Raw genomic sequence first — 22,317 nt, forward strand, 5'->3', positions numbered from 1 at the left:
AGCGCCTCAGGCGCGTTCCAGGGCCGCGCGCGGCGCGCCTTCGGATCGATAGCCGCAGCCGATCAGGATCCCGGCCAGCAGCACGAACAGGTGCCCTTCCGAGAAATCGAGCAGCAGCGAGTTCGCGCCGCAGCCGATCGTGAAGATCGTGAGCCAGGCCAGCAGCAGATGGCGCGAGCGCGCGTCCAGCGAGCGGCTCGCGCGCCATGCCTGCACCAGCAGGTTGATGAACAGCGCGAGGCCTAGCGTGCCGAGCTGCACGGCCATCAGCAGGTATTCGTTGTGCGGATTCTCGGTCAGCCTGGCTTCGGCGAGGGTCTTGCCGGCCGCCAGGCGCTTGAATTCCACGCCGAGCCCGGCCACGCCGTAGCCGACCAGGGGGCGCTCGGCATAGAGCCCGAGCGCGCGCTGGTACCAGGCCAGGCGCAGGCCCGACGAGGTGGCCGCATCGGTCTGCCGGTAGGCCTGCACTTCGCCGGCGACCTGCATCAGGCGGCTGTCGTGGCGCGTCAGCACCAGGCCGGCGCCGGCCAGCGCGGCCAGCACGAACAGCAGCGCGGCCGCCGCCGCGAGCTTGGGCGAGCGGCGGCGCAGGCGGCCCAGCACGCGCCAGGCGATCACCGCCACCAGCAGCAGGCCGATCACCTGGCCGGTGCGCCCCTGCAGCATCACATAGACATACACCAGCGCCAGCGCCGCGATCGCGCCCAGCGCGATCCGCGCGCGCGCGGCACGCGCGGCCAGCATCAGGTCGGCTGCCTGGTAGAACAGCAGCGCGCCGAACATGCCGGCCGCGATGTGGTTCTTGAACACCCAGGCGCGGGAAGTCGGCAGCCCGGCTTCATAGAGCGGGCCGATCCGGCTCAGGCCCAGGAAGTTGCTGGTGGCCAGCAGCAGCACCGCGACCAGGGTCGCGAACAGACTCCAGCGCGCGATCGCGGCCCAGCTCGGCGCGGCATCGCGAAAGGCAAGCACCGCGAAGGGCAGCAGCAGGAGCTTGTCGTACTTGGCGACCCATTGCCAGCCCTCGTGCGCCGGCGCGACCGACCAGGCCACGCTCGCGGCCAGCGCGGCGAGCAGCAGCAGGGCGGCCAGCGCGGCGCCCTGGCGCGGTAGCGCCGGCAGGCCGCGCCAGCATTCCGGCGCACTCAGCACCGCCAGCGCGAAGAGGGCGCAGAACACGTTGGTCAGCGCGGTGGAGACGGGCACCATGCACATCGCGAGGATCGCGAGCGCGCGGGCGAGCGTCAGCCGGCGGCTCGGGAGCGCGGGCTGCGGGGCGATCGAGGACATCGGCGGGAACCTTCGCGGGAATCAGCGGCGCCGCGCGTGGATGGCGCGACGCGCGGGCAGGTCGGCGGGATCAGGAGAACGCGCGCTTGAGGCGCGAGCGCAGCAGCGCACGCTTGAGGCGGCCGTCGAGCGGCGGCTCGGCCAGCGCCAGCGTGGCACCGGCGGGCTGGCCGCGGCGCAGGTAGTAGCGGTCGAAGGTGGCCTGCGTCATGCCCCACTTGTTGAGGAACTGGCGGCGGCCGTCGTTCTTCACGATCTTGCCGGTGCTCTTCTGCTGGAAGTGATAGACCAGGCTGTCGCCGACGCCGAGGAAGATCCGGCAGCCGGCATCCCACATCTTCATCGACAGGTCGTTGTCGCTGCTCATGCCCGGGCTCAGTTCGCTGCTGTAGCCGCCGACGCGGTGCCACCAGTCGCGATGCACGAGGGTCGGCGGCCAGGTGGCGCCGAGCCAGTCGGCGCGCTTCAGGCCCGGCGTGGCGGCGGCCAGCGCGTCGAGGTCGAGCGCGGCGGCGTCGCGGCCGAAATCGCGCACCACCACGCAGGGGTTGCCGGTGTCGACCGGCTCGACCATGGTGCCCGACAGCATGAACAGGTTCGAGGGCAGGCCTGCGATGCGGGCCGCCAGCGCCATATCCCAGCCCGGGCAGACGGCCATGTCGTCGTTCATGTAGACGATGTACTCGCGCGTGGCGCGCGCCGCGGCCAGGTTCACCGCGTGGCAGATGCCGATGTTGGCGGGCGAGGCCGTGTGCTCGATGCCTTCCTGGCGAACCCAGTCGAGCGTGCCGTCCGAGCCGTCGTTGACGTGCACGATGATCTGGTGATCATGTGCCGAATGGCGGCGCAGGCTCGCGATCACGCATTGCAGGTACGGGAGGTTGTTCCAGGTCGGGATGAGGATGGAGAACATGGCGATCGGCTTCGGGAACGGAGGTCGGGCATGGCCGGCTCGGGCCGGCGTGCTGCGCGACGGGTGGCCCGCATTGTACCCGTCCCGTCGCGCGCGCCGCCCGGTCAGGCGCGGGGCGGCTTGCCGGCGGCGCGTGCGCCGAGCTTGAGGAAACGGTAGTAGACCGTCTCGGCGTTGAACACCGCGATCATGAAGCCGGCGCGCCCGTCGAGGAAGCCGCGCCGCAGGAAGTAGGTGCGCACGAAGGCCCAGGCGCCGCGGCCCAGCGCCTTGCCGAAGCCGCCGCGCTGGCCGGCCGCGTGGCGTTGCCTGGCGCCCGCGCTCGAATAGCTGTCGAGCTTGCGCAGCACCGCCTCGAAGTCCTCGTAGGAGTAATGCAGCAGCTTGCCGGTGAGGCGCGCGGCGGGGCCGTCGTGGATCAGCCGTTCGTGCACCAGGTCGTCGGAGAAGCGCGCCGTGCCGCGCCTGAACAGCCGCGGAATCCAGTCGGGATACCAGCCGCTGTGCCTGATCCAGCTGCCGCAGAAGCTCGACAGACGGTCGATCGCGTACATGTCGGCGCCCGGCGCGCGGATCGCGGCGCGGATCGCGGCGGCCAGCTCGGGCGTGACCACCTCGTCGGTGTCGAGCGAGAGGATCCAGTCGGTCGACAACTGGGCGATCGCGCGGTTCTTCTGCGGCCCGAAGCCGGGCCAGTCGGGCTCGACCACCACGCGCGCGCCGTGGGCCCGGGCGATCTCGACGGTCGCGTCGGTGCTGCCGCCGTCGATCAGCACCACCTCGTCGGCGAAATCGAGCGAGGCGAGGCAGTCGGAGAGGCGGGCGGCGGCGTTCAGCGCGATCAGCGCGACGCCGAGAGTGGGTTCGGCCATGCGGGAGAGTCGGAAGCGAGACAGGCGGTGCGCGCGAGTATACCCCCGGCGCCCCCCGGCGGCGCCGCCGCGGCCTTCTTCCGGCCCCGGTTTCTGGATGGGCGGAAGGCTATAATGTTTCGCCAATTTTTTGATGTGCGGCGATTCGTCGTCGAGCATAGCGCCGCGAATTCGCGCGGCAACCTGGAAGGACCTGATTTGGAAACCCAGAACACCCTGCGCAAGTCGATCGGCACGGGCGCCAACACCTCGCCGCAGGCGGTGATGCGCCGCCTCTGGCCGTATATCCGCCCGCTGATCCTGATCATCGTGCTGGCGATCGTCGCGATGGGCGTGGTGGCGGCGACCGAGGCCGGGATTCCCGCCATGCTCAAGCCGCTGCTCGACCACGGCTTCGGCGCGCACAGCAGCGAACGCGCCAAGTGGTTCGTGCCGGCCGCGATCATCGGCCTGGCGCTGGTGCGCGGCGTCGCGCAATACGCCTCGAACTACCTGCTCAACTACGTCTCGAACCGGATCCTGCTGAAGCTGCGGCTGGAGATGTTCGAGCGCATGATCCACACCAGCGCCTCGTTCTTCCAGCGCGAGACGGCCAGCACCGTGATCAACGCGGTGGTGTTCGAGGTGAACCAGATCCTCAGCGTGCTGACCGGCGTGATGATCACCCTGGTGCGCGACTCGATGACGGTGATCTTCCTGCTCGGCTACCTGTTCTACCTGAACTGGCAGCTCACGCTGATCGTCGCGGTGATCCTGCCCGGCATCGGCTGGCTGGTCAGCAAGATCAACCGCCGCCTGCGGCGCCTGAACCGCGAGCACCAGACGCTGACCAACGAGCTGTCCTACATCGTCGAGGAGACCGTGGCCGGCTACAAGGTGGTCAAGACCCACAACGGCGAGCGCTACGAGATGGACCGCTTCACGGCGATGAGCAAGCGCCTGCGCGGCTACGCGATGCGCATGACGATCTCGGGCGGCCTGGCCCAGCCGATCACGCAGTTCCTGTCCTCGATCGCGCTGGCGATCGTGATCACCATCGCGGTGGTGCAGTCGGCCAACGACCAGACCACGGTGGGCGGCTTCGTGGCCTTCGTCACCTCGATGCTGCTGGTGATCTCGCCGCTCAAGCACCTGATCGACGTGAACCAGCCGCTGCAGCGCGGCATGACGGCCGCCGAGCTGATCTTCGGCCTGATCGACGAGCCGCTCGAGCCCAAGGGCGGCGGCCGGCCGCTGGCCCAGGCGCGCGGCGAGATCGAATACCGCGCGGTGTCCTTCGACTACGGCGCGAGCGAGCGCCCCACGCTCGACCGGATTTCCTTCAAGGTCGCGCCGGGCGAGATGGTGGCGCTGGCCGGGCCCTCGGGCGGCGGCAAGTCGACCCTGGTGAACCTGCTGCCGCGCTTCTTCGACGCCACCGACGGCGCGATCCTGGTCGACGGCGTGCCGATCGTCGACTACGACGTGCATGCGTTGCGCAGCCAGCTGGCGATGGTCAGCCAGGACGTGGTGCTGTTCAACGACAGCATCGCGGCCAACGTCGCCTATGGCGGCACCCCGAATCGCGAGCGCGTGCAGGCCGCGCTCGAGGCCGCCAACCTGGCCGAGATGGTGGCGGCGATGCCCGAGGGCATGGACACGCTGATCGGCGGCAACGGCATGCGCCTGTCGGGCGGCCAGCGCCAGCGCCTGGCGATCGCGCGCGCGATCTACAAGGACGCGCCTATCCTGATCCTCGACGAGGCCACCTCGGCGCTCGATTCGGAATCCGAACGGCACGTGCAGGCCGCGCTGGAGCGGCTGATGGAAGGGCGCACCACGCTCGTCATCGCGCACCGGCTGTCGACCATCGAGCGCGCCGACCGGATCCTGGTGCTCGAGGCGGGCCGCATCGCCGAGGAAGGCAGCCACGACGAGCTGCTGCGCCGCAACGGGCTCTACGCGCACCTGCATCGCATCCAGTTCCAGCAGCAGGCCGCCTGAGCGAGCTCCGGTTGCCCGGGAGGCCTGTCACGCCCCGGCATCCGTCCCCATGCTAGTCTTCCGGTGTCGGCCGACCACACGGCCGGCCAACCTGGGAGAAACGACATGAAGACGTCTCGATGGCTGCTCGCGGTGTGGCTCACCGGTTCACTGGCTTCCTCGCTCGCGTTCGCGCAGCAGCCGCCCCATGGCGGCGACCACGGTCCCGGCCCCGGCGACCATGGCGGCCCCGGCGGTCCGGGCCAGCATCATCCGCATCCCGGCCATGGCGGCACGGCCGGCCACCCGCCGATGCGTCCCGCGCCGCGCGACGAACCGCCCGGCGGTTTCATCGAAGGCCATCGCGACTGGCATCGTGGCGATCGCCTGCCGAGCGAGTACCGGGACCGCCAGTACGTGATCGACGACTGGCGCAGCTACAACCTGCCGCCGCCGCGCCGCGGTTACCAGTGGGTCGGGATCGGCGGCGACCATCTGCAGGTACAGATCGGCACCGGCATCGTGCTGAGCATCGGCCCCTGAGCGCCCCCTCGGACCTCGCTGCCGGGAACCCGGCTCGCCAGAAAAAAATGCCCGCGTCGAGCGGGCATTTTTCATGGTGTCGCGAGCGCGGCGAGCACGCGCGGTGTCATCGCGCGGGCGGCGGCCCGGTTTTCCGATCCGCCTGGTCGGGCGCTTCGTGGCAGTGCGCCGGCCACCACCAGCGCTCGATGCGCGCCAGCACCGCGCACACCAGCAGCGCGCAGACCGTGCCCAGCGTGACCTCGCCCAGCCGGATCAGCGGGATGTCCCACAGCGGGCCATTGCCGGGAAACAGCATCACGATGGTGGCGGTCACGCCGCCCAGGCGCGCGGCGCTGCCCACGTCGAGGCACCAGCAGATCACGATGGTGGCGGCGATCGCGACCGCGTAGGCCAGCACGTGCATGCCGGCGTTGGCATGGCCGAGCGCGGCGCCGGCGAAGCCGAGCACGCCGCCCACCATCGCGCCGATGAACTGGTCGCGCGACAGGTTCATGGTGTCCGCGTATTGATGCTGGGTCACGGCGATCGCGGTGACGGCCGCCCACACCGCCTGCTCCGAATGCAGCGCGAGGCCGATCCCGTAGGCGAGGCAGGCGCCGCACACGGCCTGCAGGGCCATCACCGCGCCCTGGGCCGCGCGCTGGCGCAGCGACATGCCCTTGAACAGCGAGGCCAGCGACTGCTGGATCTGGCGGCGCGTCTCGTCGAGCGTGCGGATCGTGTCCATCGCGTCCCGCCTCGCGCTCAGGCCGTCTTCGCCGGCGTATCGGCGCTGCCGGAGGTGTCGTCCGGGCCCGGATCGTCGAGCCCGGCATCGCGCGTCTCCGGCATCGCCACCGCCACCAGCGCCACCGCCAGCGCGCCGGCCACGGCCAGTCCGAAGAAGCTCATGGTGTTGCCGAAGTGGTCGGCCGCGAAGCCGGCCAGCGTGGTGCTGAGCGTCGCGCCGATTCCGGCGGCCAGCCCGAACAGGCCGATGCAGAGGTTGTAGCGGCCCTTGCCGCCGGCCACGTCGGCCGCGATCAGCGGCAGCATCACGCCGAACACCGCCGCGCTGATGCCGTCGAGCATCTGCACCGGCACCAGCAGGTAGGGACTGCCGACCCCGGCGAACAGCAGGGCGCGCACCGGCAGGGCGGCGAAGCCGAGCAGCAGGATCGGCCGGCGCCCCCAGCGCTGCGCGGAGCGGCCGACCCAGGGCGAGAGCATCGCCACGATCGCCTGCGGGACGATGATGCAGGCCGCGATCACCAGTTGCACGTTGTCGCCCATGCCGGCCGTCACCTCGCCCGCGGCGAGGTTCAGCATCGCCGCGTTGGACAGGTGGAACAGCACCACGCAGGCCGCGAACACCAGCATGCGGCGGTCGCGCAGCAGGTCGAAGATGGTCTCGCGCTCGCCCTCGACGGCATCGCGCGCGCGCCCCGTGGTGGGCGCCACCACCGTGTGGGTGGGCTGGATCATCGCCAGCGCGACCAGCGCCGGCATGGCCATCGCGGCGGTCAGCCAGAACACCGCGCGCGCCGAGATGTATTCGCCCGTCAATCCCATCAGTCCCGCCGCCACCGCGCTGCCGATCGAGGCCCAGCGCGCGTTGCGGCCGAGCCGGTCGCCGAGGTTGGCGCGCCCCACCAGGGCGAACGAGATGGCCGCCAGGGCCGGCGTCAGCATGCAGCTGGCGAAGCCGTGGAACACCTCGGCCGCCATCACCGGGACGATGGTCGGGCTGCTGGCGAGCAGCACCGCCGACAGGATGATGGCCGCGATCGCCCAGGCGGCCGCGCCCTTCTTGTTCTTCAGCGCGTCGACCGCGGCGCCGCCCGGCACCTGGCTGACCATCGCGCTGATGGTGCCGATCGACAGCACCAGGCCGATCTCGCCCTGGGTCCACTTGTGCGAGGCGAGATAGGAGGCGATGAACGGCCCGAAGCCCGTCTGCACGTTCGCGACAAAGAAGTTGAGCCAGTCGAGGGAGCGCAGGCTGCGGATGCTGACCGTGTTGCCGCCCGTCATCGATTGGCACCCGCGCTGCTGGAGGCCGGCGTCGCGGCGGGCGGCGATACGGCGATCACCGGCTTGTCGGCCTGGTAGGGCGGCGAGGCCTTCAGCTGGGCGTCGGACAGGTCGAGCAGGGCGCGCAGCGACTTGTCCTTCGGCGCGAAGCGCAGCGCCGACCAGCTCGCGGCGATGGTGCGCCGATCCGGGTTCACCAGGCCGCCGAGATCCAGCACCACCGCCTGCGGCTGCGCATCGCGGTCGATCAGCACGTCGACCACGCGGCCGATTTCGGTGCCGTTGCCGCGCTGCACGTCGGCATCGACGATCGGCATCAGGCCCGGCGTCTCGTCGGCATGCGAGGAGCCGCTCAGCGACACCGCCTTGGGGCGGTCGGCCGGCGGCAGCTCGCCGGCCGGCACGTCGAGCAGGATCGGCTGGCTGCGCCCGCCCGGCGTGAAGCGGAACAGGCGCCACGGGAAGCTGACCTTGCGGTCGCCGATGCCCATGAAGCCCTGCAGGTTGACGATCATCCGATTCGGCTTGCCGGCCGAGTCGGCGATCATGTCGACCGCGCGGCCGATCACCTTGCCGTCGCGGCGCCGCACCTCGCTGTCGAGCAGCGAATGCACCTGGTTGCGCTCGATGGTGCGCGTCTGGATCAGCGGCGGCGGGGCCGGCGGGGGCGGAGGCGGCGGGGGCGGCGGCGAGGGGCGCTTGACCACCCGCGGGCGCGGCGCCTCGCGGTGCGGCTTGCGCTGCGAGGCGCCGTCGTCGGGAGCCTCGACCTCGGAGGCGGGCTCGGGCGTAGCGATCGGCAGGCCGTCCTCGTCGAGCGTCTCGACGGCCGCGTCGACGATCGGCGCGGGCGCCTGCGGGGCGCGGAACAGGCTGCAGCCGGACAGCGCGAGCGTGGCGAGCAGCGCGGCGAGGATGGGCGCCCGGGCACGGGCGAAGATCGGGAAACGAATGGCTAGACGCGGAATGCCGCCGCTCATCAACTGGGACTCCATGGGCCGGGGCAGGCCGGGTAGACGGCGCTGCGGCGATTGATGGCCGATGCCGTGACGGCATCGCGCAGGGCCAGAGTTTAACCTGTGCGCGCGGCCGGTTCGCGAAAACGGGGGACTGTAAGCTGCCCGCGGCGTGCGGGGCGGCATGTTCATGCGCCGCCGGCGGCCGCGCCGGGCCCGTGCGCGCGGGGGCTTCAGGCGCAGTCGCGGCTCGTGGCGACCTGTCTCATTTCGGCGGCAGCGTCTTCACGAAGGCGAGCGCGGCGTCGAGCAGGCGCCGTCGCACCGCGTCCTGCGCGCAGCGCTCAGGCGAGACCCAGACCCAGCCTGTCATCGGCCGCCCGCCGTTGCGCATCGGCTCGATCCCGTCGAGCGCGAGCGCCCAGCCTTCCCTGCCCTTGCCCAGGCGCACCAGCATGCCGTCGTGGCGCGCCGCGCAGAGCAGGTTGCCGTCGGCCATCCAGGCCCAGCCGCCGAACATCGCGCGGCCGGTGATCCAGGCTTCGTCGCGCAATTCGTCGTTGACGACTTCCTCGAGACCGAGATCGCGTGTCATGCAGGCTCCTGGCGGGGGCGGTGGGATGTCGGGGCGATTGTAGGCGAGCGCGGCGCCCGGTGCATGGCTCGGCCGGCTGCCTCGACCGCTCGCCTCAACTATCCGCCTCGGGTTCGAGCCCGACCGACGCGAACAACTGCTCGCGCAGCCAGCGATGCGCGGCATTCGCCTCGTTGCGCGGATGCCAGGCCGCGCTCAGCCCGAAGCCGGCCACCTCGATCGGCAGCGGCAGCAGGTCGAGCCGGTCGGCGAAGCGCAGCAGGAAACGCTCGGGCAGCGCGCAGACATGGTCGGTGGCCTCCAGCACCAGCGGCGCGAGGTGGTAGTGCTGCACCGAGATCACCACGCGGCGGCCGCGGCCGGTGCGCGCCAGCAGGTCGTCCATGAAACCGTGGAAGCCGCCGCCGTCGCCCGATACCAGCACATGGCCGAGCGCGCAGTAGGCGTCCAGGTCGGGCGGCGCGAGGCCGCGTGGATGGCCCTTGCGTTGCGCCATCACGTAGCGCTCGTGGAACAGGGCGCGCGACTGCATGCCCGCCGGAATCGAAAAGTCCGCCGCGATCAGCAGGTCGGCCGTGCCGCGCTCGAGCCAGTGGGCGAAGCTGTCGACCGGCACCGTGCGGAACGCCAGGCGCAGCTTCGGGGCGCGCTGCGCGACGCGCCGCACCAGGTCCACGCCCGCCATCACGAAGCCGTTGTCGCTGGCGAGGATCTGGAAGGTGCGCGCGTCCTGCGCGGGGTCGAAACCGGCGCCATGCGCGAGCGCCGCCTGCAGGCTCTGCAAGGCGGCGCGCAGCGGCTCGCGGATCGCCAGCGCGCGGGCCGTGGGCGTCATGCCGCGGCCGTTGCGGGCCGGCACCAGCAGCGGGTCGTCGGTCAGTTCGCGCAACCGCGCCAGTTGCGCCGACAGCGCGGGCTGGCTCAGGTGCAGCCGCGCCGCCGCGCGCGTGACGTTGGCCTCGTCGAGCAGCACGTCGAGCGAGCCGAGCAGGGCCAGGTCCGCGCCGCGCAGCGACGACAAGCTATTTGTCATGTGGATGTCTCCCATATCGACAATCGATTTCAAATATACCAAGTGCGCGCGCAGACTGTCGCCCTGACTCGAGGATCGAACCGGGAGGACTCCAGCATGGCAATAGCGGAACCCGAGCGACACGCGCTGCGTGCGCTCGCGAGCGCCAATTTCGCGGTGGGCGCGATGTCGTATGGCGTGGTCGGCGCGCTGCCCGCGCTGGCCGGCGCCTGGCGCATCACGCCGGGGCGGGCGGCGCTGCTGATGAGTGCGTTCTCGATCGCCTTCGCGATCGGCGCGCCCTTGCTGCAGATGCTGGCCGGGCATGCGCGGCGGCGCAGCCTGCTGCTGGGCGGGCTCGTCACGCTGGTGGCGGCGACGCTGGCCGGCGCGGCAGCGCCGGGTTTCGGCTGGCTGCTCGCCACGCGCATCGTGGCCGGCATCGGCGCGGGCGCGGTCAGCCCGCTGGCGAACGCGATCGGCGCCGAGATCACGCCCGTCGAGCGGCGCGGCAAGGCGCTCGCGGTGGTCTTCGTCGGCGTCACGCTGTCGAGCGTGATCGCGGCGCCGCTGGCCGCGGCGATCGCGCAGACCTGGGGCTGGCGGATGGTGTTCGTGGTGCTGGCGGTGGCTTCGGCGGCCAGCGGCGGCTGGATCGTCTCGACCGTGCGCGATGCCTCGCGCGGCGAGCGCATGCGCCCGGCGGGGCTCGCGCGGCTCGTCGCGCAGCCGGCTACGGCGGCAGGCCTGGCCGTGATCGTGCTGCAGACGGCGGCGTTCTTCGCGACCTACACGCTGATCCTGCCGCTGGTGACGACGCGCTTCGGCGCGAGCGCGGCGCAGGGCGGGCTGGCCCTGCTGGTGTTCGGCGTGACGGGGATCGTCGGGAACGTGGTCGCGCAGCGCCTGTCGCTGCGCTACTCGGCGCAAGCCCTGCTGAAGCTCGTGATGCGCACCATGGCCCCGGTGTTCGTCGCGATCGCGCTGCTTGGCGCGGTGGCCTGGGGCGAGGGGCCGAGGCAAGGCTTGTTGATCGCGCTGCTGGTGATATGGGCGCTGATGCAGGACCTGTTCTATCCCTCGCAGTTGCGGCGCGTGGTGTCGCTGGCGCCCGAGGCGCGCGGCATGGTGATCGCGCTCAATTCGTCGGGGATCTTTCTCGGCATTTCGCTGGGGGCGGGGATCGGCGGGCGGGTGGCCGATCATGTCGGGCTGGGGGCGCTGGCGCCCGTGTCGGCGGGGCTGACGCTGGCGGCCCTGGTCGCGCTGCTGGTGTCGGAGCGCTCCGTGGCGCGTGCCGCGAAACGCGATTCGCGGGAGGCGGGGCGGGTGGTTTGCCGGGGCGCTGCCGAGCGAGCCTAGCGGCTTGGGGGAGCGGTGTGAGGCGGCGCGGCCAGTGTGCTGATGCACACTGGCCGCGTGCCCTTGTGCGTCGCCTGATGCGAGGCGCGGTTACTCAGTAGCCGTGCGTGACCAGCGACAGCACCGACAGGTCGGGATGCGAGCCGTCGACGATCAGCGCGCCGACCCGCTTCGCATCGGCCACCGCCTCGCCGGGCGTCGCGAAGCATTCCTCGCCGTTGGGATGGAACGGCACCGTATGGCCGGGCAGGGATGGGCTCGCGCCGGGATGGCAGACGTAGGCGACATAGGTGTAGCGGTTGGCGACCGCGCCCGCCGGTTTGATGGTGACGTGGATTTCATATCCCTCGTAGGGGATCGGATCGACTTGGGTCGGGACCTCGAGCGTTGCCGGCATGATGGCCTCCGTGTCGCCGCGGACGATGCGCGGGGAGCGCGTACCGGGTCCGCGATGGGCTGCTTCACGATTTCATTCTAGGCGATATTCGGGCCGGGCTGCGGAGCGTGCAAGCCGGCGACACATGACGGTATGTGCCACGCAGCCTTGCGTGTACGTCGCAGCACCTTCGACGCCATCCAGATGATCAGCAGCGCGATCACGAAGCTTGCGACGAACAACGCGCCCATCAGCACGTCTTCCTCTCTTTCGAGGCCGTTCGCGCCGAACAGTTGGAACAGAGGCGCGAGCAGATCCCAGGCCTGTGCCCCAGCAAAGATGACAAGGGGAAGCAGGTTTCCCCCCACTTTATGACATCATTGCCCTCCCGAACCGACAGGCCGCGCGCGCTTCATCCTCGCAGGATCCGGCGCGCGTCGCTCACCGCATTCCAGGAACGTCGCCATGAATTTCAGGTCCTTGCAGTGCTTCGTCATCCTGGCCGAGGAACTGAATTTCAGCCGCGCCGCCGAGCGCCTGCATATCGCGCAACCGGCGCTGAGCCAGCAGATACGCTTGCTGGAGGAGCGGCTCGGCACCAAGCTCGTCGATCGCGCCAGGCGGCCTTTGCAGCTCACCGAGGCGGGCCACTATTTCTGCACCGAGGCGCGGCAGATCCTCGGCGCCTGGGAGCAGGCGAGCCTCGGCGCGCAGGAAATCGGCATCGGGCAGCGCGGCTGGTTGTCGATCGGCTTCACGCGCTCCTCGATGTACAGCATCCTGCCGCCTGCCCTGAAGGCTTTCCATCATCGGTGTCCGGAAGTCGAGCTGAAGCTGTTCGAGATGCTCACCGAGGAGCAGGCCGACGCGCTGCGCGACATGCGCATCCACATCGGCATCGGCCGCCAGCCGCTCGACATGCCCGGCTGCACCTCCTATTCCCTGCTGCGCGAACACGTGGTGGCGGTGCTGTCGCCCGATCATCCGCTGGCGGCCAGGAAGAGGCTGCGCATCGCCGAGCTCGAGGACACGCCGCTGATCCTGTACCCGAAACACCAGAACGCGCAATTCAAGCGCACCGTGTTGTCCCTGTATCGCGATGCGGGCGTGACGCCCTTCGTCGCGCATCAGGCCTACGAGATCCAGACAGCGATCGCGCTCGTCGCGGCCGGGCTCGGCGTGACCTTCGTCGGCGAGTCGGTGGCGCGCCAGGGACGCACGGACGTGGTGTACCGTCATCTCGTCGGCCCCGGCGCCTCCCGCTGGTCGACGCTCGCCGCCACGTTTCGCACCGCTGACGATTCGGCCCATCTGCGCAGCTTCCTCGCCTGCCTGACCCCGCCGCTGCAAGGCGAAACACTATAAGCAAAGCCTTATGAAAGCATAAGGAACGCGTCTTGGACGCGGGCCGCCATGCTTCCTATCATCGATTTCCGTGCCCGGCGCCGGCATGCATCGCAGATGCGGCCGGCCCGAGCCGGAAAACGGCGCAGGCCGTGTATCGAGCAGGGCCGCAGAGCCCTCGCGATTCGATGAAAAGAACATGGAGACGGCATGAGCCCATTCGACGAAGCAGCGACCATGCGAAAGGTGTACAGGCGGCTCATGCCCCTGCTTTTCGCGATGATGTTCTTCAACTACCTCGATCGCATCAACATCGGCTTCGCGGCGCTCGACATGAACAAGGCGCTGGGGTTCAGCCCGGCCGTGTTCGGCCTGGCGGGCAGCATGTTCTTCGTCGGCTACATGCTGCTCGAAGTGCCGAGCAACCTGCTGCTGCATCGCGTCGGCGCGCGCCGCTGGATCGCGCGGATCCTGCTCACCTGGGGCGCGGTGGCCGCCGCCACCGCCTTCGTGTTCGACGCCAGGAGCTTCTACGTGCTGCGCGCCCTGCTCGGCATCATGGAATCGGGTTTCCTGCCCGGCATCGCGGTGTACCTGACGAACTGGTTTCCGGTGCGCCACCGGGCGCGCGCGGTGGGCGGCTACATCATCGCCGGCTCGTTTTCGGCGGTGCTCGGCGGCCCGCTCTCGACGGCGTTGATGACCTATGCCAATGGCGTGCTCGGTCTGCAGGGATGGCAGTGGATGTTCATCCTCGAAGGCATCCCGGCCATGCTGCTGGGGCTGCTCACCCTGCGCATCATGACCGAGCGTCCCGCCGATGCCCGCTGGCTTGCCGACGACGAGAAGCGCTGGCTGGAGACGACGCTCGCGGGCGAGCGCGCGGCCCTCGGCGGCGCGGGCCATGTTCCGCTGCTGCGCGTGGCGGGGGACGCCCGCGTATGGAGCCTCGCCGGGTTGTTCGGCTGCGCGCTGGTCGGCATCTACGGGCTCTTTCTGTGGCTGCCGCAGATCATCAGGAGCTTCGGGCAGCTGAGCAATATCGAGGTCGGCTTCCTGTCGGCCGCGCCGCCGCTGCTGGGTGTGCTGGGCACCTTCCTCATCAGCCGCAGCTCGGATCGCAGCGGCGACCGTAGAAAGCATCTCGCCTTCGTCTACGGCATGAGCGCCCTGGCCATCGCGGGTAGCGCCTACGCGCCGAATCCGGTGCTTTCCTATGCGCTGCTGTGCGTCACGGGCTTCTTCATCTACGCGGGCAATCCGCTGTTCTGGAGCCTCGCCTCGTCGTTCCGGACCGGCGCGGCCGGCGCGGCGACCATCGCGCTGATCAATACGATCGCCCAGTTCGGCGGTCTGGTCGGGCCCTGGAGCATCGGCCTGGTGCGCAACGCGACGGGCAATTTCAAGCTCGCCTTGCTGAGCATCGCGGCCTTCCTCGCGGTGGCGACCCTGATCGCCCTCCTGATGCGGGTCAAGCCCGCCGGCGGAGACGGCGCGTCGCTGCACGCGGCCGATCGCGCCGCCCACACCTGAACCCAAACGCAATGACACGGAAACCCAGCATGATCATCGATTGTCACGGTCACTACACCACCTCGCCGCCGCAGCACGAGGCATGGCGCGCGAAGCAGATCGCCGCGCTGAGGGACGGCCTTGCGCCGCCCGCGCGCCCCGTCATCTCCGACGACGAGATTCGCGAAAGCATCGAGGGCGGGCAGCTTCGCATCCAGCGCGAACGCGGCACCGATCTCACGATCTTCTCGCCGCGCGCGGCCGGCATGGGCCATCATCTCGCGCCGGCCGAGGCCAACGCGGTGTGGTCGAGCGCCTGCAACGAACTCGTGCATCGCGTCTGCGAACTGTTTCCGCGCAACTTCGTCGGTGTCTGCCAACTGCCGCAGGCGCCCGGCACGGGCCCGGAGAACTGCATCGCCGAGCTGCGCCGCTGCGTGCTCGAGATGGGCTTCGTCGGCTGCAACCTGAATCCCGATCCGTCGGGCGGCCATTGGTCCGGGCTGCCGCTCACGGATCGTTCCTGGTATCCGCTCTACGAAGCGATGGTCGAGCTCGACGTGCCGGCGATGATCCACGTGTCGTCGTCCTGCAATCCGAACTTCCATGCGACCGGCGCGCATTACCTCAACGGCGACACGTCCGCCTTCATGCAATTGCTGGAGGGCGACCTGTTCGCCGATTTCCCGACGCTGAAGTTCATCATCCCGCACGGCGGCGGCGCGGTGCCGTATCACTGGGGACGTTATCGCGGGCTGGCGCAGGACATGAAGCGGCCGCTGCTCGGCGAGCATCTGCTGAACAACGTGTTCTTCGATACCTGCGTCTACCACCAGCCCGGTGCCGAGTTGCTGGCCAAGGTGATTCCGGTGAAGAACATCCTGTTCGCCTCCGAGACGATCGGCGCGGTGCAGGGCATCGATCCCGAAACCGGCCACCATTTCGACGACACGCGCCGTTATATCGACGCGATCGAATGGCTCGACGAGGAGGATCGCCAGCGCATCTTCGAGGGCAATGCGCGTGCCGTGTACGGGCGTTTGTCGGCCCAGCTCGAACGACAGGGATCGAACCAGGGAGCGGTGGCATGAATCCGGTCGGATGGCGCGAATACGAATCGGCGGCCCAGGCGAGTGCCGACACGCTCGAGGCCCTGCGCGGTCTGGCGGTATCGCTGCTGAGCGACAACATGGCCCGTGCCAGCGGCGCGAGCGGGTTGCGTCCTTTCCACCGGCCCAGGCCGATGGCCGGCACGGCGGTCACGGTACGCACGCGCGGCGGCGACAACCTCGCGATCCATCGCGCCTTCGATCATTGCCGTCCCGGCGACGTGCTGGTGATCGACGGCGCCGGCGAGCTCACGCAGGCGCTGATGGGCGACATCATGGCGAGCTTCGCGCAGCGGCTCGGCGTGCAGGGGCTGGTGATCGACGGCGCGATTCGCGATGTGGCGGCGATAGGCCAGCGCGATTTCCCCGTCTACGCGCGAGGCGTGACGCATCGCGGGCCGTACAAGAACGGGCCGGGCGAGATCAACGTGCCGGTGAGCGTCGGCGGGATGGTGGTGCATCCGGGGGATATCGTGGTCGGCGACCAGGATGGCGTGCTGGCCATCGCGCCGGCGAACGTGGCGGCGGTGATCGAGGGGGCACGCAGGCAGGCGGCCAAGGAGGAAGCGGCGCTGAAGTCGATCGCCGAGGGGCGCTTCGATCGCTCGTGGGTGGGGGCGCAGCTCGATCGGATGATGAATGGGTGAGGCGCGGGCGGGCGCGTGTTCTCTTGCGACGCCTCGCTGCTATGGAGACGGCAGCCTCGGCGTGTCGAGTACGGCCGCTTTTGCGGCGAGAAGCTGCTCGGCCGATACGTCGAAACGGCGCAGCCATGCGTTGCTGCTGGTGACCGAGTTATAGACGGACGTGTCGCCGTTGATCGTGCCGTGCTGAAGAATCGAGACGGTCTCGGCGACAAGAGGGCGGAGCGCGGCATTGAGCACGACGTAGGCGGGCGGCGCGGACATGGCTGGATCCTCGTGTCCTGCGCTGGCTTCGGGGGTCACGCCAGCACGGATCATCCATCCTTGGGCGCACGGCACCAGGTCGAACCAGTCTTTCGGCAGTTCGGACTTCAGCGCTTCGACACCGCCGACCCTTCCCAGCATTGCCTTGTCGATGAGGGTGAGCCAGTCGACAGTCTTGATGCTGCCGGTGAGGTCCCGGACCTCCATTGCAATCGGATTGCCGATGTCGACGCCCAAGCCAAGCCGTCGCGCCAGATAATATTCGCTGCTCTCGTTTTCCGTGCGGCCGGTAGGGGACAGGTTTATCGCCAGCCCGGCACGTCCATGCACCGCGAAGAGCGACACGAACTCGGCGGGGTTTTCGCGGACGAATGGAGCGGGCAGGCTGAATACGGAGACATCCAGCCCTCGCGTGCCTAGATCCGCCTGGAATTTTTCGAGGCAGAACGTTGTGAATTCGAAGTACGACGCATCACGTGCGGTTTCGCCGCCGACATAGCACGCATCAAATCCTTCGTTTTCCCCCGTCTTTTTTTCAAGTTTCCAAAGCGAGGGGGCATTCTCGAATCGCGATACACGCTTTTCGTTGAACCAGAGCCAGGTGATAGGGGCCATGTCCTTTCTTGCCGTGGCTTGGCGGGCGAGAGCAAGGTAGGCGTCGAACATGGCTGCAATGGCTTGCCGTTTTCCGCTCGTGTAACCGCCCTTGAAGTACAGGACCGCACGCACCGCGAGCGCGGCGCCGATGCCCTCGTGCGCATAGCGAGGCTCGAAGAGCGCGTAGGGCAGCATTCCGAGTTTCGATAGCGCTTGAGCGCGCGACAAAAGTTCCTTGCTTGTCTGCATGACTGGATGGCCGTTATGGCGAGGGGACGGGAGCGGGAGGCATCGGCGGCGGGACACCAAGCATTGCTCTTGCGGCGCCCTGCTCAAATACATCATCGGCCTCTGACAAGGCTGCACGATGTGTGGATTGTGCTGATTCGGTGCGTTCACTGTCTGAACAGCCACAATCGGCCGGATCCATTAGCGCGACTTTGTTCGAACTTCCGGCGATTCTCGCATAAGCGTCTTGCTGTTTCCGGCTGTGACGATCCGGTGGAAACTTGATTTCGACCACGCTCTTTATGTTGCCCTGGATCGGGGCGAGCGAGGCATCGTTGACTATCACGACATCTGGACGGCGAATATTCCCGATGCCTGGCTTATAGCCGCCCAATCCGCCGGCCCAATGTTTCCGAATCCAGCCGGGAAGATAGGCGTGCGCCTTTGTTGGCATCCCGGAATCCATGATTGGTGCTGGGGGATCGCGGGACATGTCGTAGTTGATCTCTGCCTTGTAAGGGCTCCGATAATCACTCATCGCATCAGCGACCTTGAGCCTGCTGCTGACACACTGCTGCTTGAGCCGCTGGCCGCCAAGGCCGATCGATGGCACCGCGTCGCACTTGCATACGACAGTGCACAGCACCTGCCTGTCCCGAGGATCGAGGGAGTCCCGGCGCGCGCGTATCGTGTTGGTTCGACCATGTCCCGGTCCTGTCCTCGGCCTTGTCGAGCCGGAGTGGGTGTCTCGCGAGTCAGCCGTCATGCCGGGCTCGCGTGCTGGAACTTCAGCGACACCTCTTTATTCGAATCGAGCCAGTCGGTGTACCCGTTGGCATCGGTGGCCCCGTTGATGATTTGTCCGTCGGAACTGCTGACGATATACAGGTAGTTTGCGATTGGCTCGCCCGTATCATCGTCGACGACCAGGAAGCGACCACGGTGAGGGCCGGCCTCGTTCGAAGTCGAAGCGGAGGATCGGAGCAGGACACGGACCCCGCCTCCTATCGAGCCCGATGCGCGGGAAGTGGCAGGCGAGGCTGTCGCGTTGCTTTGCGACGCAATGAGCGTTGCACCGCAACGCCGTCATGTCGCCTTCGCTGACGACGGCTCGACCGTTGAAGCTCATGCGCAGTTCGGTCTTCACCCGCACGATCGGAAAGATGCCGCCGCAACGAGGGCAGGACACCATGTCGCCGATCAGCGCGATGGGCTTGCCGTCGTCTGTGTTGGTCGGGTCGCACGCCAGTACGCGACCGCCGTGCGAGCTCGCGTCGCCTTCGCGGATAAATGCAAATCCCATGGTACTTGGCCCTCTCCTTGGAATGTCGGGGCGAATGTACCAGTGCTGCAGGGGGCGTTATTGTCCGCCCTCAAGCTTGTCTATTTCTCTATTTATCAGGCGTGCCGGGCACGCGATATGAATGCCGTGGCCGTTTGACTCGGCGAACGTAAAGCGCTTTTGCGCCGCCGAGGCAACCGAATATCGATGAGCCGATTTGATTCGCGCATCATCACTAAGCCCATATAGTCGCGCCTCCAGCTCGTCATTCGAGGTGGAGGCGCGTTTGTGTCCGAGACGAATCCGAACCCTACATCAGCACGATATCGTACTGCTCCTGGCTCAGGTTCGATTCCACCTGCAGCGACACCGGCTTGCCGATGAAGTCGATCAGCATCGCCAGATGCTGCGATTCCTCGTCGAGGAACAGATCGATCACCTGCTGCGAGCCAATCACGCGGAACTCCCGCGGATTGAACTGCCGCGACTCGCGCAGGATCTCGCGCAGCACGTCGTAGCAGACGGTGCGCGGCGTCTTCACCTGCCCCTTGCCCTGGCACACCGGGCAGGGCTCGCACAGCACGTGCGCGAGCGATTCGCGAGTGCGCTTGCGCGTCATCTCCACCAGCCCGAGCTGCGAGAAGCCGTTCACCGTCACGCGCGTGCGATCGCGCGACAGCGCCTTCTTCAGCTCGCCGAGCACGGCGTCGCGATGCTCGGCGTTCTCCATGTCGATGAAGTCGATGATGATGATGCCGCCGAGGTTGCGCAGCCGCAGCTGCCGCGCGATGGTATGCGCGGCCTCGAGATTGGTCTTGAAGATGGTGTCGTCGAAGTTGCGCGCGCCGACATAACCGCCGGTGTTGACGTCGATGGTCGTCATCGCCTCGGTCTGGTCGATCATCAGGTAGCCGCCCGACTTCAGGTCGACGCGCCGCGACAGCGCGCGCTGGATCTCGGCTTCGATGTTGTAGAGATCGAACAGCGGCCGCTCGCCCGTGTAGTGGTGCAGCCTCGCGCTGACCGCCGGCGTGAACTCGCGCGCGAAGCTCGACAGTCGCGCGAAGGTCTCGCGCGAATCGACCTGGATCTTGGAGGTGTCGTCGTTGGCGAAATCGCGCAGCACGCGCTGCGCCAGGTCGAGATCCTGGTAGAGCAGGCTGGTGGGTGGCAGCCGATGTGCCTGCGCGACGATGGTCGCCCAGGTCTTGCGCAGGTAGGTGACGTCGGCGCCCAGCTCCTCGCCGGTGGCGTCCTCGGCGATGGTGCGCACGATGTAGCCGCCTTTTTCCTCGGCCGGGATCACGGCGGTCAGGCGCGCACGCACCGCCTCGCGCTCGGCCTCGCTCTCGATCTTCTGCGAGATGCCGATATGCGGCTCCTGCGGCAGGTAGACCAGCGTTCGCCCGGCAATGCTGACCTGGGTCGAGAGCCGCGCGCCCTTGGTGCCGATCGGGTCCTTGATCACCTGGACCATCAACGTCTGGCCCTCGTACACGGTCTTCTCGATCGGCTGGTGCGGCGTGCTGTTGTGCGTGTCGCCCGGCAGGCGCGGCTGCCAGATGTCGGCCACGTGCAGGAAGGCGGCGCGCTCCAGGCCGATGTCGATGAAGGCCGACTGCATGCCCGGCAGCACGCGCACCACCTTGCCGAGATAGATGTTGCCGACGCGGCCGCGCGAGAGCGTGCGCTCGACGTGAAGCTCCTGCACCGCGCCTTGCTGCACGAGCGCGACCCGCGTTTCCTGCGGTGTGATGTTGATCAGGATTTCTTCGTTCATGGTGGGCTCAGAAGGCGACGCGCGCCGCGCGCAGCAGCGCGGCGGTCTCAAAAAGGGGCAGACCCATGATACCGGAATGCGAGCCGTCGATTCGCTCGACGAACTCGGCGGCCCGGCCCTGGATCGCGTAGGCGCCGGCCTTGCCGAACGGCTCGCCGCTGGCCACGTAGCGCGCCAGCGCCTCGGCGCCGACCGCCGCGAACTGCACCACCGAGCGCGACAGCGCCGGCATCAGCGGCTTGCCCTCGGCATCGACCACGGCCAGCGCGGTCAGCACCTCGTGCCGGCGGCCGGCCAGGCGCGCCAGCATCGCCAGCGCCTCGTCGGCCGAGGCGGGCTTGCCGAGGATCTTGCCGTCGATCGTCACCGTGGTGTCGGCCACCAGCACCGGCGCGGCCGGCAGCGCGCTGGTCACCAGCCGCGCGCGCGCCGCATCGGCCTTGGCCGAGCACACGCGTACCACGTAGTCGTCGGCCGCCTCGCCGGCCAGCTCGGCCTCGAGCGCCTCGGCATCCTCGTCGGGACGCGGCAGCAGCAGCTCGAAGGCGACGCCGAGCTGTCGCAGCAGCTCCTGCCGGCGCGGGCTCTGCGAGGCGAGATAGACGAACGGGTAGGTCGAATCGGGCAGGAGGCGGTCGGACATCGTCATGGTTCTCGTTGGGGCACATGACGGCGCGCGAACGCGGCGCGTCATGCGCGGTGGTAGGGGTGATTCTGCGTGATGCTCCACGCGCGGTAAAGCTGCTCGGCCAGCAGCACGCGCACCATGCCGTGCGGCAGCGTGAGGCTGGAGATCCGCAGCAGCAGGTCGGCGCGGGCCTTGAGCTCGGGATCGAGCCCGTCGGCGCCGCCGATCACGAAGGCCACGTCGCGGCCGTCCTGCTGCCAGCCCGGCAGCGCCTGGGCGAGCTGCATCGAGGTCCAGTCGCGGCCTCGCTCGTCGAGCGCGACCAGCCGCGCGCCCTTGGGCAGCGCGGCCTCGATCCTGACGCGTTCGGCGGCCATCACGCTCTCGGCGCCGCGGCCGCCCGAGCGCAGCTCGGGCTTGAGCTCGCGCAGCTCGATGCGCAGCTCGGGCGGCATGCGCTTGGCGTATTCGTCGAACCCGTCGGCTACCCAGCCGGGCATCTTGTGGCCGACCGCGACGATGTGCAGCTTCATGGCTTCAAGCCTGCTTCGGAGGCGAGGACCGACATCGGCGGCACGGCTTCAGCGACGGCGCGCGGCGGTCTTGCGGGCCGGGCGGGCGGCCGGCGCGGCCTCTTCGCCGTCCTCCTCCTCGTCGGCTTCCGAGGCGCGCGCGGGGCCGCTGCCGCCGAGCTTCAGGCGCACCGGCTTGTCGCCCCAGATCTCTTCCAGGTTGTAGTACTGGCGCAGGGCCGGCTGGAGGATGTGGACCACGGCGTCGCCGCAGTCGACCAGCACCCATTCGCCGGTGTCCTCGCCTTCGGAGCTGACCACGTCGCCGCCGGCTTCCTTGACCTTCTCGCGCACGCTGGAGGCGAGCGCCTTGGTCTGGCGGTTCGAGGTGCCGCTGGCGACGATCACGCGATCGAACAGTTCGGTCAGGTGGCTGGTGTTGAACACCTTGATGTCTTGCGCCTTGACGTCTTCGAGGGCGTCGACGATCACGCGCTGCAGTTTGCGGATATCCATA

General features: G+C 68.8%; 23 protein-coding genes and 1 pseudogene. 7 read left to right on the forward strand and 17 right to left on the reverse strand.

Going from position 1 to position 22,317, the window contains the following annotated elements:
• Window positions 1–6: 6 nt before the first annotated feature.
• From FB600_RS22410 to FB600_RS22420, 3 genes are all read right to left on the reverse strand, one after another.
• Entirely contained in the window at window positions 7–1,293 is a 1,287-nt protein-coding gene (locus FB600_RS22410; protein WP_098153777.1) for an O-antigen ligase family protein, read from the reverse strand.
• A 70-nt stretch (window positions 1,294–1,363) separates the two neighbouring features.
• Complete coding sequence (locus FB600_RS22415) at window positions 1,364–2,206, reverse strand: glycosyltransferase family 2 protein (protein ID WP_145757361.1); 843 nt, start codon at window positions 2,204–2,206, stop codon at window positions 1,364–1,366.
• Window positions 2,207–2,310: 104 nt separating this feature from the next.
• Window positions 2,311–3,078, reverse strand: a complete 768-nt coding sequence (locus tag FB600_RS22420) for a glycosyltransferase family 2 protein (RefSeq protein WP_013698932.1) — start codon at window positions 3,076–3,078, stop codon at window positions 2,311–2,313.
• Window positions 3,079–3,276: 198 nt separating this feature from the next.
• Here FB600_RS22420 and msbA point away from each other — a divergent pair, with 198 nt between their 5' ends.
• Together msbA and FB600_RS22430 are read left to right on the forward strand one after the other, a co-directional pair.
• Window positions 3,277–5,061 (forward strand): lipid A export permease/ATP-binding protein MsbA, encoded by a 1,785-nt coding sequence (gene msbA, locus FB600_RS22425; protein WP_025096514.1) that lies wholly within the window; start codon window positions 3,277–3,279, stop codon window positions 5,059–5,061.
• Between the two features lie 105 nt (window positions 5,062–5,166).
• A complete protein-coding gene (locus tag FB600_RS22430; protein ID WP_013698930.1) occupies window positions 5,167–5,583 on the forward strand; it encodes an RcnB family protein in 417 nt (138 codons plus the stop codon).
• A 106-nt stretch (window positions 5,584–5,689) separates the two neighbouring features.
• Here FB600_RS22430 and FB600_RS22435 read toward each other — a convergent pair whose 3' ends face one another.
• The 5 genes from FB600_RS22435 to FB600_RS22455 all read right to left on the reverse strand — a co-directional run bounded on the left by FB600_RS22435 (window position 5,690) and on the right by FB600_RS22455 (window position 10,183).
• Window positions 5,690–6,313 carry an FUSC family protein gene (locus FB600_RS22435; RefSeq protein ID WP_013698929.1) on the reverse strand — a complete coding sequence of 208 codons (624 nt, stop codon included), beginning with the start codon at window positions 6,311–6,313 and terminating at the stop codon, window positions 5,690–5,692.
• Between the two features lie 17 nt (window positions 6,314–6,330).
• Complete coding sequence (locus FB600_RS22440) at window positions 6,331–7,599, reverse strand: MFS transporter (RefSeq protein WP_096750411.1); 1,269 nt, start codon at window positions 7,597–7,599, stop codon at window positions 6,331–6,333.
• On the reverse strand, window positions 7,596–8,579 hold the full coding sequence (locus tag FB600_RS22445) for a PRC-barrel domain-containing protein (RefSeq protein ID WP_145757362.1): 984 nt from the start codon (window positions 8,577–8,579) through the stop codon (window positions 7,596–7,598). Before FB600_RS22445 ends, FB600_RS22440 begins: the two co-directional genes overlap by 4 nt.
• 241 nt (window positions 8,580–8,820) lie before the next feature.
• Window positions 8,821–9,150 (reverse strand): cold-shock protein, encoded by a 330-nt coding sequence (locus FB600_RS22450; RefSeq protein ID WP_025096509.1) that lies wholly within the window; start codon window positions 9,148–9,150, stop codon window positions 8,821–8,823.
• Between the two features lie 94 nt (window positions 9,151–9,244).
• Entirely contained in the window at window positions 9,245–10,183 is a 939-nt protein-coding gene (locus tag FB600_RS22455; RefSeq protein ID WP_145757363.1) for a LysR family transcriptional regulator, read from the reverse strand.
• A 96-nt stretch (window positions 10,184–10,279) separates the two neighbouring features.
• Between FB600_RS22455 and FB600_RS22460 the strand changes: the two genes are divergently transcribed.
• Window positions 10,280–11,524 carry an MFS transporter gene (locus FB600_RS22460; protein WP_096750413.1) on the forward strand — a complete coding sequence of 415 codons (1,245 nt, stop codon included), beginning with the start codon at window positions 10,280–10,282 and terminating at the stop codon, window positions 11,522–11,524.
• Between the two features lie 94 nt (window positions 11,525–11,618).
• Here FB600_RS22460 and FB600_RS22465 read toward each other — a convergent pair whose 3' ends face one another.
• Both FB600_RS22465 and FB600_RS22470 read right to left on the reverse strand, forming a co-directional pair.
• On the reverse strand, window positions 11,619–11,921 hold the full coding sequence (locus FB600_RS22465) for a hypothetical protein (RefSeq protein ID WP_096750414.1): 303 nt from the start codon (window positions 11,919–11,921) through the stop codon (window positions 11,619–11,621).
• A gap of 77 nt (window positions 11,922–11,998) precedes the next feature.
• Window positions 11,999–12,268 carry a hypothetical protein gene (locus FB600_RS22470; RefSeq protein ID WP_261383439.1) on the reverse strand — a complete coding sequence of 90 codons (270 nt, stop codon included), beginning with the start codon at window positions 12,266–12,268 and terminating at the stop codon, window positions 11,999–12,001.
• A gap of 97 nt (window positions 12,269–12,365) precedes the next feature.
• On the opposite strand from FB600_RS22470, the gene FB600_RS22475 reads away from it, so the two are divergent.
• The 4 genes from FB600_RS22475 (at window position 12,366) to FB600_RS22490 (ending at window position 16,512) form a co-directional block, all read left to right on the forward strand.
• The gene (locus FB600_RS22475) at window positions 12,366–13,265 is read left to right on the forward strand and encodes a LysR family transcriptional regulator (RefSeq protein WP_098153781.1); all 900 of its coding nucleotides are present in this window, start codon (window positions 12,366–12,368) and stop codon (window positions 13,263–13,265) included.
• Window positions 13,266–13,454: 189 nt separating this feature from the next.
• Window positions 13,455–14,777 carry an MFS transporter gene (locus FB600_RS22480; RefSeq protein ID WP_145757364.1) on the forward strand — a complete coding sequence of 441 codons (1,323 nt, stop codon included), beginning with the start codon at window positions 13,455–13,457 and terminating at the stop codon, window positions 14,775–14,777.
• Window positions 14,778–14,806: 29 nt separating this feature from the next.
• Complete coding sequence (locus FB600_RS22485; protein WP_098153783.1) at window positions 14,807–15,847, forward strand: amidohydrolase family protein; 1,041 nt, start codon at window positions 14,807–14,809, stop codon at window positions 15,845–15,847.
• Complete coding sequence (locus FB600_RS22490; RefSeq protein ID WP_145757365.1) at window positions 15,844–16,512, forward strand: RraA family protein; 669 nt, start codon at window positions 15,844–15,846, stop codon at window positions 16,510–16,512. Before FB600_RS22485 ends, FB600_RS22490 begins: the two co-directional genes overlap by 4 nt.
• A gap of 39 nt (window positions 16,513–16,551) precedes the next feature.
• Here FB600_RS22490 and FB600_RS22495 read toward each other — a convergent pair whose 3' ends face one another.
• The 7 genes and pseudogenes from FB600_RS22495 to rsfS form a co-directional block, all read right to left on the reverse strand.
• Window positions 16,552–17,619: a type VI immunity family protein gene (locus FB600_RS22495; RefSeq protein WP_145757366.1), complete on the reverse strand. Its 1,068-nt coding sequence runs from the start codon at window positions 17,617–17,619 to the stop codon at window positions 16,552–16,554.
• A gap of 13 nt (window positions 17,620–17,632) precedes the next feature.
• A complete protein-coding gene (locus FB600_RS22500) occupies window positions 17,633–18,244 on the reverse strand; it encodes a VRR-NUC domain-containing protein (RefSeq protein WP_244131592.1) in 612 nt (203 codons plus the stop codon).
• 116 nt (window positions 18,245–18,360) lie between these two features.
• Window positions 18,361–18,901 (reverse strand): annotated as a pseudogene (locus tag FB600_RS22505) (PAAR domain-containing protein).
• A gap of 289 nt (window positions 18,902–19,190) precedes the next feature.
• On the reverse strand, window positions 19,191–20,660 hold the full coding sequence (gene rng, locus FB600_RS22510) for a ribonuclease G (RefSeq protein ID WP_013698916.1): 1,470 nt from the start codon (window positions 20,658–20,660) through the stop codon (window positions 19,191–19,193).
• A 7-nt stretch (window positions 20,661–20,667) separates the two neighbouring features.
• Window positions 20,668–21,309, reverse strand: a complete 642-nt coding sequence (locus FB600_RS22515) for a Maf family protein (RefSeq protein ID WP_036035491.1) — start codon at window positions 21,307–21,309, stop codon at window positions 20,668–20,670.
• A 41-nt stretch (window positions 21,310–21,350) separates the two neighbouring features.
• The gene (gene rlmH / locus FB600_RS22520; protein ID WP_013698914.1) at window positions 21,351–21,821 is read right to left on the reverse strand and encodes a 23S rRNA (pseudouridine(1915)-N(3))-methyltransferase RlmH; all 471 of its coding nucleotides are present in this window, start codon (window positions 21,819–21,821) and stop codon (window positions 21,351–21,353) included.
• A 48-nt stretch (window positions 21,822–21,869) separates the two neighbouring features.
• Entirely contained in the window at window positions 21,870–22,316 is a 447-nt protein-coding gene (rsfS, locus tag FB600_RS22525) for a ribosome silencing factor (protein ID WP_013698913.1), read from the reverse strand.
• Between the last annotated feature and the right edge of the window lies 1 nt (window position 22,317).

This window comes from Burkholderia sp. SJZ089 (genome assembly GCF_007828315.1).
Classification (GTDB): Bacteria; Pseudomonadota; Gammaproteobacteria; order Burkholderiales; family Burkholderiaceae; genus Burkholderia; species Burkholderia gladioli.